The following is a 12,538-nucleotide window of genomic DNA, read 5'->3' as shown; positions in this document are numbered from 1 at the left end:
CTCTTTCACGTCACCTTGCTCGCCTAGGGGCGTTTTCGCTGACGTATGCTCAACCTGCGGCGCAATGTCAGCAACCAAGCCGAAAACAAAAAAGGCCGAAGTCCCAAAAGGCTTCGGCCTTTGTTTTTTGCAACGTCCAAGAGCAGTTTATCGATTCTCAATACTTCCGATGTTCTTGAGCTCGATGGAGATGAGGCCGTTGGGCTCGTTGACAAACTCGATGTACTCAGAGTTCGAACCCATCTCGGCCGGGAAGCTGATCTCGATGCCCGTATCGGTACGGATTTTGTGGTTGCGCACCGCCGCACGTTCGACCTGCTTGCGCTCCACGGGCACACGCTCAGGCACCTTCTCCTCAGTCAGTGCCGCACGCACGCTCTCCTTGATGACCGGCTCGTCCTCAAAGACTTCGTCGACAATATCCCAAGGCGGCAGCTCCTCGTCATCCTCGACTTTCTCGGCAACGGCAGCCTTAACCTTGGCGAGCGCCACGGCCGTGTTGGCACCGTGCTCCTCGGCGACTTCCTCGACCACACGCGTCACGGTGTCGATGACCTCCTTGCCCGATACCCCCGTGTCGCACTGCAGCAGGCCATCGGGAATGAGCATGCGATCCTCGCCGGCAATCTTGCGCTTCTTATCCACATAGCCGATCTCCATGGTGCTTGCACGCACGATTGCATAGCTCGGCACCTTTTGCGAGGGGTTCGGCAGAATGGCGTAGTGGCGCGCGATGTCGTTGCGCACCTCCCCCTCTTCGCGGCCCACTTCGTGCATAAAAGCCTGCTTGGAGCCCAGCAGCATCACGGCAAACCAGCGGGCATCCTCATCGTCGTCAAAATCAGCCACGAGCACGTCGGTGGACTCGGCTTTCTCGGCTTTGGTGAGCTCGGAGGAGATAAACTCCGCAATCTGCTGCGACAGGTCCACGAACTCGCGCTCGCCAAAGAAATAGCCCTTGAGCTCACCACCAAACGCAGAGTTCTCGGCAAACGTGGCGCGTTTGTTGTCGGCCGAGGTACGAGCGCGCCGCAGGTGCGTGGTTACGAAATTACGCACGGTGCGGCTCTCGATATCGAGCTCGCGCTGGCTCATAACGTTGACGGCAGAGTCAAAGTCCAGGATATGCAGAATCGCGTGATTGATTTTCATATACGGCATTCCGTTCTAGATCGATTTCGGCACGAACCAGTATAGCGGTCGATCCCGCCCCAGGCGCATCGAAGATTGGTGCATCGGGGACAGGTTGCTTTGCACCAATGGTTAGCGCAGGAGCTCGGACTGCCAAGCCTCGAGCTGTTCTGCCAAGCTCTTGCCGGCAGCGGGCATGTCGATCTGGGGGCGTTTGGGCAGAAGCGCACACTTAAGAATCGCAACGATAGTCTGCGAGACAAAGCGTCGCGTATCCTTGTCAAAGCCTTGCGCAGCCTGGAGCATCACGGGCAGGCTCTCGCGTAGATTCCCAGCGATATCCGCAAACCGCTCAGCACCCGTAGCCTCAAGCACGGAGAACAACGCATCTACAAAACGCTCGCGCTCGTTAGGCGACACCGCAAGCAGCATCTCGCGAATGGAGCCATCAACGTATCGAGCACCGGCGGACAGGCGCTCACAGTACACGAAGTCGCGACCATCAACCACCCAGCTAAAGGGATTATGCTGAAGCAGGCTGAACTCGGTGCTCTCAACGATGGCATAGTCCTCCTGTGTCTCGAACATCATGCCAAAGATCGACGACCGAGGTAGCGTCTTGTCGATTCGACCGGATAGATCGGCGAAGGCGTTGCCGCTCAGAAACTCCTCGACGAAGCCCGGACCATCATGGGAATACGCCCGTTCGATTCGCTCACGGGCGACATCGGGGCACATCGCCGCACCGTACACCGCAAGGTTTCCACCCTTGGAATGACCTCCGCACAAAAGCGGCCCGTCAATCGCATCCGCCGCCTCGTCTACATAACGCGCCGCGGATTCCTGGGCCGGCACAGGACACCGGAACGCCATGTTAAAGTCCTCTTTCCAGCCCACAATCGTGCTGTCGGTCCCCCGGAAGGCAAGATAGCTAAACCCCGCCGGAAATCGGAACGTCATGGCCGCAAACTGCTCCGTTGTCTCGGCATCACTCACGCTACGATAGCCGCAAACACGAACGCCACGGTAGCGAGGGCTTGCTGCCACGGCCTCCAACAGGGCACGACTCCCCTCCGGATCCCACAGGTCGCCAATCATGTCTTGGTAGCACTCGGCGCGCAGCAGCTCGCGTACGTCTAGGCCCTGCCAGTTCGTCAGCTCCGCCATATCACCCGGCAAACGCAAATAGGACAACCACGCAAAGACCAGGCTATCCACCGCGCAGAACGGCCGTTCCTCAAACGGATCAAACGCTGTCTGGGCATAGGTCAAAAAATTAGGCGAATCCGACATGGCCCTCCCATCAACTATGGTGCATTGGGGTCAGGTTACTTTGCACCAAAAAAGCGCCCGGGCCGCGTGGACTCGGACGCCTTCATTGTAGCTTTTCGCTCTAGCGAGCTTGATTTAGCAGGAGAAGTCGACGCTGTCGATGATGTCCTTGAGGGCCTTGGCGGAGACGGTGAGCTCATGCTGCTCGTCATCGTTCAGCGGCACGGGGACGCGGCAGACAACGCCGTCGCGGCCAACGACGGTCGGCATGGAGATGGCAAGATCGGACAGGCCATACTCGCCCACCATGAGCGAGGAGACAGGCAGAACGGTCTGCTCATCGCGCATAACGGCGGTGCAGATGCGCTTGACGGCCATGGCGACGCCATAGTAGGTGGCGTGCTTCTTCTCGATGATGGTGTAGGCGGAGTTCTTGACGTCCTCAGCGATGCGCTTCTCGGCAGCCTCATGCTCCAGGTGGCCGTGAAGCTCACAGAAGGTGTTCAGCGGAACGCCGGCAACCTGAGCGCTGGACCAAGCGACAAACTCGGAGTCACCGTGCTCGCCCATGACATAGGCCTGGACATCGCGCGGGTCAACCTCGACGTGGGCACCAAGCATCTGCTGCAGGCGGCCGGTGTCGAGCACGGTGCCGGAACCGATGACGTGGCCCTCGGGCAGGCCGGACATCTTGATGGCGGCGTAGGTCAGAACATCGACCGGGTTGGAGACGATTAGCAGAATGCCGTCGAAGCCGGACTTCTTAATCTCGGGGATAATGGACTTAAAGATGTTGACGTTCTTGTTGACCAGGTCCAGGCGGGTCTCACCGGGCTTCTGGGCAGCGCCAGCGGTGACGACGATCATGGCGGCGTCGGCGACATCGGAATAATCGCCGGCGTAGATCTTCATCGGCTCGGCAAACGTCATGCCGTGCGCGATATCCAGGGCCTCACCCTCGGCACGGTTCTTGTCCACGTCGATGAGGACCATCTCGGAGAACAGACCGCTCTGCATCAGAGCGAACGCCGAAGACGAACCGACGAAACCGCAGCCGACAATAGCGACCTTCTTCTCGTTAACCATTAGAAACTCCCATCTCTCTCCACAAACAAGCCGCCCGGGAACGACCCGAGCGGCTTGTCGTAATCCCAATACATCTAATCGGGTCTTTGATTATGCCCCTATTCGCAGCCAAAAATCGACCGTTTACCGAAATTGTTTGCAGCATTCGTAAAATAACTGCACGAAATCGGTTTCGAGCTATTGACGAGTCGAAATAGGTTTCTAATACAGGCCCGCCTCGCGAATGGCCTCGACAGCCAAAGCGATCTGATCGGGCGGCAGGACCAGCGCCATGCGCACGTGCCCCTCGCCCGAAGGGCCAAAGCTCGCGCCCGGCGTCACCACAACGCCGGCCTTCTCCATGAGCTCCTCGCAAAACGCCATGGAATCGGTGCGACCACCGGGAAGCTTGGCCCACACAAACATAGAGCCATGCGCGTTGGGACGCTCCCAGCCCAGGCCCTCAAGACCGTCGCACAGGGCATCGCGGCGTTCCTGGTACTTCAGACGCTGCGCCTCGACCTCATCGCGCGGACCGTTCAGGCACGCGATGGCGGCCTTCTGAATCGGGAAGAACATACCAAAGTCGATCTGGCCGCGCAGCTTGGCAAAGGCAGAGACCACATCCTCGCGACCGACCAAAAAGCCGATGCGGGCACCGGTGACGTTAAACGACTTGGAGAGCGAGAAGAACTCAACGCCCACCTCGAGCGCGCCGGGATACTGCAAGAAGCTGCCGCCGGGCTCGCCGTCAAACACGATGTCGGAGTACGCGTTATCATGGACGATCAACAGATCATGCTCGCGGGCAAAGGCGATAATCTCCTCGTAGACCTCGGGCGTGCCCACCGAGCCGACCGGGTTCGCGGGCAGCGACACGATCATGTACTTGGCACGATCGGCAACCTCGGGATCGATACCCGCCACATAGGGCAGGTAATTGTGCTCGGCAACCAGCGGATAGTATTCGAGCTTGGCATCGGCGATCTTGGCACCCGCCTCAAAGACCGGGTAGCACGGATCGGGAACCAAAATGGTGTCACCCGGATCGAGCAGGGCAAGGCCCAAATGGCCCACCCCCTCCTGCGTGCCGTTGCACGACTGCACCATAGACGGCGTAATGCCCGAAACGCCAAAGCGACGCTCATAGTAATCGCACACGGCCTGCTTGAGTTCGGGCAGGTCGCGCAGGGCATACTTCCACATCTCGGGATCTTGGGCTGCCTGCGTGAGCGCCTCGACCACATGGTCGTACGGCTTAAAGTCGGGCGTGCCCACGCTCATGTTGTAAATGGTCTTGCCCTGAGCCTTCAGCGCGAGAAGCTTGTTGTTGAGCGAGGCGAAGACCTCCGCGCCAAAGCGGTCGAGACGCTGCGATGCCTGCATGGTGCCACCTTTCGATATAAAAAACGCGGCGCTCCGACAAGAGCGCCGCGCGATACGGGCCATCAGATTGCAAAAGTGTAACGCTTGCAACCCCCGTATTGGTTCAATTTAGCCAACCTTAGTCAACTGGATTGAGCGCGTCGATCTGCGCAAGCCACAGACGCGAGCTAGCGTCACTCGGCATACGCCAATCGCCGCGCGGGCTGAGCGTCACCGAACCCACCTTGGGACCATCGGGCAGGCAGCTGCGCTTAAACTGCTGGGCAAAGAAGCGACGGTAGAACGTACGTAGCCACGTGTGGACGGTCTTGGCGTCGTAGACGCCCTCGAAGCTCTTGAGCGCCATGCGGTAGATCTTGCCCGGCTCAAAGCCAAAACGCAGCAGGTAGTAGAGGAAGTAGTCGTGCAACTCGTACGGGCCCACCAAATCCTCAGTCTTCTGCGCAATCTCGCCGTCGCCCGTGGGCGGCAGAAGCTCGGGAGATACCGGCGTATCGAGGATATCGAGCAAGACCTCGGCAATACGCCCGCCAAAGACATCAGCCGCATAGCGCACCAGATGGCGCACAAGCGTCTTGGGCACGCTCGCATTGACGGCATACATGCTCATGTGGTCTCCGTTATAGGTAGCCCAGCCGAGCGCCAGCTCCGACAGATCGCCCGTACCGATGACAAAACCGCCAGCCTGGTTGGCCAGATCCATCAGAATCTGCGTGCGCTCGCGGGCCTGGCTGTTCTCGTAGGTCACGTCCTGCACGGCCGAATCGTGCTCAATGTCCTTGAAGTGCTGCTCCACAGCCGCGTGGATCGAAACCTCGCGGAAGCTCACACCCAGGTCGCGGGCAAGCGACTCGGCATTGGACTTGGTGCGATGCGTCGTGCCAAAGCCAGGCATGGACACGGCTGTGATACCGGTGCGCGGCAGCCCCAGCGCATCGAAGGCACGCACGGTCACAAGCAGCGCCAGCGTGGAGTCCAGGCCGCCCGAAAGGCCGATGACCGCAGCCTTGGTACCCGTGTGGGCAAGGCGGGTCTTGAGGCCCGCAGTCTGCAGATCGAGGATCGTCTCGCAGCGCTCTGCCAAGTCGCCGTGGTCGGCCGGCACAAAGGGAGCACGGGGGAAGACACGGTCGATGTCGAGTGCATCGCGCAGGACAGGCTCTTTGGCCAGCACGCCCTCAAACGAAAATTCAACGGTTGTGGCCTCCGGCGCATCGTCCGCGCGCGTCCACGTCGTCGAGCGACGGCGCTCGGCAACCAGACGGTCGAGGTCAACATCGGCAACCGCCATATCGCAGGTAAGGAGCTTCGTCGCCGCCAGCTTAGAGCCGTTTTCGTAGACGAGGTTCTCGCCCGCAAAGACCATATCGGTCGTGGACTCGCCCTCGCTCGCGTCCGCATAGGCATAGGCACAGTAGAGGCGCGCACACTGATTGGAGATGAGGCTACGTCGGTAATCTGCCTTACCGATGATCTCGTCGGAAGCGGAGGGGTTGAGAATCACCGTGGCACCGGCAAGCGCCATCTCGGTCGAGGGCGGCGCAGGTACCCACAGGTCCTCACAGACCTCGACGCCCAGCACCAGGTCCTCAGCACCCTCATCACAGCAGCGGTAGACAAGCCCCGAACCCAGCGGAACCGGACCCTGACCGGCAAATTCAACCCACACGGGATCTGTGGGCGCCGGAGCAAACCAGCGGCGCTCGTAGAACTCGCCATAGTTGGGCAGATACTTCTTGGCCGTGAGGCCCAAAAGCTCACCCGCGCAGCACACGGCGGCGCAGTTGTAGATATTCTCGGCAACTGCAACGGGAAGACCGATGGTAAAGACAATCGGCAGCTCACGAGTCACATCGAGGATATGCACCAAAGCAGCCTCGCAGGCATGCAGTAATGTGCGGTTATGGAACAGATCGGCCGCGGTATAGCCGCACAAGTTAAGCTCGGGCAGCACCAGAGCACGAACGCCGCGCTCGGCAGCCTCGCGAACAGCCGCCAACGCAACCTCGGCATTGCCCTCGACATCGGCAACGCGAATCTGCGGCGACGCCGCCGCCACACGCAAAAAGCCATCGTTCTTATTAGCCGAAACGCAGCATTGCCTTGTTGATCTGGACACTGGAGGCCCCTTCTACCCTGAGATTCAGTCTAACGAACGTTCACATACCTCTAACTAGCCAAAGCAACCTCCCAGTTTACTGAGAGGCCAACCTGTGCTAAGAGCATGTATTTCAAAAAAATCTTTAATTAAAAAAGGAGAAATCGATAATCGACTTCTCCTTTAAGCGAGGCGAGTAAATTCCGAAACTAATGGCAGAATTTATCCATGTAGTCCTCAAAGTCGAACACTTCTACCACGACGCCCTCTTCCTGAAACTCTTTCAGTTGCTCCAAGAGATCTTTGTTAATAACGTCCATGCAGAAACCTCCTCTATCTAATCAATTGTAGTATATCTGCTTTCATGCAATTATCAACCAACTTGTTTAATTGCTCCTCGTTTGCCGATAGTCCCTCTTTTTTCAAAATGTCGCGCACCTCGTTCTTAGTAATCGGCTTTTCAAACAACGAAAGCAAAGCGAACGAAAAATCATTAACCGCACACATTCTATGGGTGGCACAACTCAGCAGTACTCTTAACCCCTCTTTTGAGCGTCCGACTTCTTTCACAAACGAACTTTTAACCAATTGAAAACCATTATCGTGCATTACATAATCGGCATCGATATTTGTATTCAGCAATCCATAATGCAACAGTTCTTCTATCGCCCTTGTCAGCTCGAGATCGCCCTGATCAAGGATAAGAGAAATGCTACAATCAGCCTCCAATAAACGGGCCAACTTAAGGTATACCAACTGGGAAACAGCATAGACATGATGGTATTCAGAATTATAGAAGTAGGCAAATGGCTCAACGAGCACGACAGAGGTCTTGGAATCCAGCCAGATTCGATCAGCTGGATTTAGACTAGTTAGCCGTCGCTTTACTTTGGTCAAATGTCCCTTATACCTGACAGCGTGAATAGAATCTAGGATCCAGGTCACCTCTGAAATATGAAGCCGCTGGGGCAAGTCAATTGTGTCGCTACCGTTTATGACCTCTTGCATATAAAAATCAATATGATGCTCATCAGATAAGGATTTTGCTTCATTTAAAGTTAAACCAGTGCCTGAAACATAATCCACTTCGAGGCGCAAATCCTCATATTGGGACTTCGGCATTACAGAGACACCATACTTATCGGGATGATTCCAAACATCCGACCCCATAACGAGACCAAAATTCGTAAATCCTCTCGTGGAATATGGAACACCACATACCTGTTTTGAATAATTCAAAACATTCTCTGTATAAGCTAAGGTGTTCAGAGCCTCTTCTTTAGTTTCGGTCGGAAAGCCAATCATAAAGAATAGATGAACAGGAATACCCGCATTGAGACAATCATGGATATTGCGATCAATCCAATCAACTCTCGTGTTCTTCTTCATTAGATCAAGAACTCTTTGGTTGTATGACTCGAGGCCAAACTGAATCTGCCTACATCCACTTTGGTATATCTTGTTGAAAACGTCTGTACTTAGGGTTGGAGAGAACCTCGTTTCTCCATGCCAGAAAAACGTTTTTCCCGATGCGTTTATTTCATCCGCGAGTTGCTCCATTCTTTTGCCTTCGAATGTTTCATCCACAAAAGAGAAAACTCTCGTGCCGTATTTTTCATTTAACCGACACATTATTTCAAATACTCTCGATATGGGCATCTTTCGGTAACAACCACCAGTAGCACCGGGAATGGTGCAGAAGGCGCAATGATTAAAACACTGCCTAGAGGAATAAACCGGCAATATTAACTCAGGCATGAAGTATTTAGAAAGGGCGAAGCCATCGAAATCGGGAACTGTATCGTTGATAAATGTTTGCTCAATCCGATGGTTTTTATATATCTTTCCACCTTTAGCATGGCAAAGGTTTGGAACACAGTCGAGATTGTCATCACCAGAGTCAAGAGCCTCAAGAAGACGTGCAAGCGGCTCTTCGCCGTCATACATCATTATCGAATCAATGTATTCAAAAAAGGGATGCCATTCTTTCATGCAGTCATCTGCTAAACGAGTAATGTAATTGCCGCCCAATGAGACGTGTTTAACAGATGGACATTCTTCTTTAATCAGTTTCGCTAACGTAACTGCGGAAATCAATTGGAAACAGCCGCTCACCGAAATCCCAATAAACTCGATTTTTTCCCTCTGAATACGCTTAAGAAAGGCAGTTTCATAGAAGGAAATAAACGGATTATGCAAGGTATCCGCAAGCGATTTCATTATTTCTGGTGTCGAATAATAATCATAGGGCAGATCTATGGAGTTGAACGTGTATTTAACTCCATATGAGACGTGATTTATGATATAGAGTGCATTTCTAAAAATGTTTTCAGCATATTGTCTTTCTTTTAGATTAAAGTATCTCTTTGATCTGAAAATATCTTTTGCTTCGTCAACATTAAGTGCTGACTTTTGTATCAACTCGATTGTTAATTGAACATTCGAACTAAACGAATCCTTTGATTCCCGATACCTTTTACAGCACTCTTCGACATGTCTAAAAGATAGGAGGTCATCGTAAAATTCCACGTTTAAGTCAACAATGTCAACTTTGTATTGTTCAACCTCTTGAAGATATGACTTCAAAACAGGCAAGGCAAGATACGGCCCCACTGGACTCCATCCTGGGGGAAATACTAAAAGCGTTTTAGGCATATCAACGTCACATCTTTCGCAAATAATTCAATTGAAACACAACTACCATCATAATTGAAAATACACCAAGTCCTGTAACGAGAATTGAGAACATCGCGATGCTCGTGAACAGCGAAACAAGGAGTGTTGAAATAACAACAGCAACCGATTGCAAAGACTCCCTAATTGAAAACAGGCTTATCGATTCAGATCCGTCTCTCGCCAAATCCTGCAGCGATGTTATGAGAAGCACATCTTGAATGGCGTTTCCGGCACCGACGATAAAAAGGAAAATAAACGATATCCCAGACGCATAGCGATAGCCAAACGCCAGATACGCACCGAGCGCAAGATACGTCACAAAACAATATGATTTAACGCAATCGGAACCACTGATTAAACGACCATATATTGTATTTCCGAACAACAGTCCGATTGTAAGACTACTCTGAAGGAATCCGTATTGTATCGATGACGAGTCAAATTGCAATTGCGCTATAGCTGGCAAAAGAGAATTCAGAGAGCCGAATGCCACGCCACTAGAAATATCGATTAATAGGAAACCAATTGCCAAGTGCTTCGCGCTAAGATCACTAAATGCAGTCCTGTTTTTTTCATTTTTGCTTATCCCCTCTTTATCATTAACCTCGATAACCGACGGAACATCTCGCAGCAACCAGAACGACGCGGCAAAAGAAAGCGCGTCTAATGCAAGAACAGCCTCCGCCCCAAATTGAGCGACAACAAAACCGCCGGCAACTGGCCCCAGAACCATCATCAAATTCTGCAGAAACCCAAACGAATTATTAATTACGTCGCGATTGATACTATTCGTATTGGCTCTTAACAACGAGTAAAAGCAGGGCATTTCAACCGTTCGGCAAAGCGATACCGCGCACGTAATAGCAAACATACTCCATTTACTATCAACAAAAATATAGCAAACGAATAATCCCGCGCGAATTAAGTCTGCCAATCTCATGGCCCGCAGTGTCCCGATACCCATCTTCTGAGGCAGCTGCGCGAGCGCAACTGAAAACAGAGAGGGGGCAAATCTGCAGCAGACCATCAAAGCAGTTGCAGAAACATCGTGAGTTACCTCGTAAATCAGCATTGGCAAAGCAATATTCGCACACCAATTGCCTATTTCGCTTATCCCTCTAGCAATATATAGGACCCGAACCGGATGGCTAGCTCTCAATACCGTGAACATCACGATTAACCTCGTATTTCAGGCCTCGTTCATCCCTTAATAGGAATCCATAATCAACCAAGTACCGCCTCAACACGGCATAATCAGGATAGAGCTGTGACAACACACGATTAACCTGAAGCTCCGTATAACTTGTATTTAATTCAAAGAAAGAGACGGCCCATAGCAGCATGATTCTTTTATAGCTTTCCTTTTTTGGAATTGAAACCAGCTCGCCATTCTTGAGAAATCGTTTTTTAAAGTCTATTAGCTCATCCATTCACATCCTCCATTTCATACGCATCTAATACTAAAAATGCATACGCTTTAGGTCATCTCATTCGGCTTCTATATTCGAACTAAACTCGAACTAATCTAAATGATTTGCTCAAACACTCTTCGAAAGCTCGTTTTTCACTCTGAGTAAAATGCCCTTCCCAGTCAGTCCACGAACAGGAAGGCAACTCACAACGAGCGGAGTCGAAGCCCTCTGCCGTCGGTCGTTCAAAATGCACGATAACCTTTTCGATGTCCCCATCTGTTATCAGGTCAGAATGAACGACCTCGGTACCGTCTTCGAATGTCATATATGGGTACATCACGTAAACCACCTCGCAATCGTAAATCCAGTTTAGCATCAAGCTATTGCACCAAAGACAGCAAGCCCCCCTTGATGAGTTGATGGTATCTGTTAAATGTCACGTACGATTCACATCTGGTGGGTACCCTGATGGCTACACGAAACGAAGCAGATTTACACCGGGAGGACCCCGTATGACAACCAAGTACACCGACGCGCCGCGCACGCGCGTCATGACGCCGGCATCGCTCAACAACGGCGTGCACGAGAACCATTCCATCGGACAGACCATGGCCATCGCGCCCAAAAAGGGCCTGTTTGACGACATTTCCATTCCCCAGATCATCGCCGGCGCCGCAGCTGCCGCCACGAGCGTTGCACTTGCCTCCAAGATCGGTATCGCGGGTTCAGTAATTGGCGCCGCCGTGAGCTCGGTCATCACCGTTGTGTCCTCGCAGGTCTACCGCCACTTTATCTCTGCCAGCACCAAAGCCCTCAAAGGTACGCACGCCGACGTCGACTACCCCGCCGGCGCCTATAAGCCCGTTGAGTTTGATGCCGAGGAGCACCTAGGTGGCGCCGCGACCACGCAGGAGATGCGCCAGGTTGCGGGGCGTGCGACCACGGCGCGCGTCGCCCCTAACAGCCTGCGCGCCAAGGCCGCGGCAGAGCGCAGCCAGACGCAAAAGAAGGTCATCGTCTTCTCGATCGCCATCGCCATCGTCGCGGTCATCGCCTGCACCGGCGCCATCCTTATAACCACCGCCGGTGAGGGTCTGGGCGAGCGCCCCGAGCCAATCCTTTCGTCGCGCACGACCGAGCACGACGCGGATAGCTCCGGTCAATCGCAAAGCCAGCAGGACGACCCGCAGGGCACCTCCGCATCCACCGACTCGTCCTCGAACACCCCCGATCAGTCGCAGGGCGCCGATTCCTCTGTGAACAACAGCGGTACGCAATCCGGCACAACCGACTCAAGCCAAACGACTGACGGCTCTCAACCGAGCACGGGCGACCAGACGAGCGGCAATACATCGGGCACGGGATCTACCGACAACGGCAACACCGACAGCTCGAATAGCTCGAGCGGAACCGCGTCCGGCACGGCATCTGACAGCTCGAGCCAAGGCACGGCATCGGGCAACTAAGCACGTTTGCCTCTCATAGATAATCGACCTAT

The 12,538-nt window shown here is 53.6% G+C and carries 9 protein-coding genes; 1 reads left to right on the top strand and 8 read right to left on the bottom strand.

The features are described from left to right. Nucleotides 1-147: 147 nt before the first annotated feature. The 8 genes from LCQ44_RS06650 to LCQ44_RS06615 all read right to left on the bottom strand — a co-directional run bounded on the left by LCQ44_RS06650 (nt 148) and on the right by LCQ44_RS06615 (nt 11,058). A complete protein-coding gene (locus LCQ44_RS06650) occupies nt 148-1,152 on the bottom strand; it encodes a nucleoid-associated protein (RefSeq protein WP_022094136.1) in 1,005 nt (334 codons plus the stop codon). A 111-nt stretch (nt 1,153-1,263) separates the two neighbouring features. Next, nucleotides 1,264-2,424, bottom strand: a complete 1,161-nt coding sequence (locus tag LCQ44_RS06645; RefSeq protein ID WP_006234342.1) for a DUF2974 domain-containing protein — start codon at nt 2,422-2,424, stop codon at nt 1,264-1,266. A 114-nt stretch (nt 2,425-2,538) separates the two neighbouring features. Next, nucleotides 2,539-3,489, bottom strand: a complete 951-nt coding sequence (locus LCQ44_RS06640) for an L-lactate dehydrogenase (RefSeq protein WP_117735270.1) — start codon at nt 3,487-3,489, stop codon at nt 2,539-2,541. Between the two features lie 201 nt (nt 3,490-3,690). Further along, a complete protein-coding gene (locus tag LCQ44_RS06635; RefSeq protein ID WP_006234344.1) occupies nt 3,691-4,854 on the bottom strand; it encodes a pyridoxal phosphate-dependent aminotransferase in 1,164 nt (387 codons plus the stop codon). Between the two features lie 118 nt (nt 4,855-4,972). Next, complete coding sequence (locus LCQ44_RS06630) at nt 4,973-6,973, bottom strand: NAD(+) synthase (RefSeq protein WP_225093406.1); 2,001 nt, start codon at nt 6,971-6,973, stop codon at nt 4,973-4,975. A 312-nt stretch (nt 6,974-7,285) separates the two neighbouring features. Then, the gene (locus tag LCQ44_RS06625; protein WP_195245733.1) at nt 7,286-9,607 is read right to left on the bottom strand and encodes a B12-binding domain-containing radical SAM protein; all 2,322 of its coding nucleotides are present in this window, start codon (nt 9,605-9,607) and stop codon (nt 7,286-7,288) included. A gap of 7 nt (nt 9,608-9,614) precedes the next feature. Beyond that, nucleotides 9,615-10,799 carry an MFS transporter gene (locus LCQ44_RS06620; RefSeq protein ID WP_225094243.1) on the bottom strand — a complete coding sequence of 395 codons (1,185 nt, stop codon included), beginning with the start codon at nt 10,797-10,799 and terminating at the stop codon, nt 9,615-9,617. Next, a complete protein-coding gene (locus LCQ44_RS06615; protein ID WP_055251466.1) occupies nt 10,777-11,058 on the bottom strand; it encodes a DUF2087 domain-containing protein in 282 nt (93 codons plus the stop codon). Before LCQ44_RS06615 ends, LCQ44_RS06620 begins: the two co-directional genes overlap by 23 nt. 494 nt (nt 11,059-11,552) lie before the next feature. On the opposite strand from LCQ44_RS06615, the gene LCQ44_RS06610 reads away from it, so the two are divergent. Then, a complete protein-coding gene (locus LCQ44_RS06610) occupies nt 11,553-12,506 on the top strand; it encodes a hypothetical protein (protein ID WP_225093405.1) in 954 nt (317 codons plus the stop codon). The last annotated feature ends 32 nt before the right edge of the window (nt 12,507-12,538 follow it).

The organism is Collinsella aerofaciens (genome assembly GCF_020181355.1).
Lineage (GTDB): Bacteria > Actinomycetota > Coriobacteriia > Coriobacteriales > Coriobacteriaceae > Collinsella.
The sequence above is the reverse complement of the archived record's forward strand: the minus strand, read 5'-3'. Positions and strand labels throughout refer to the sequence as shown.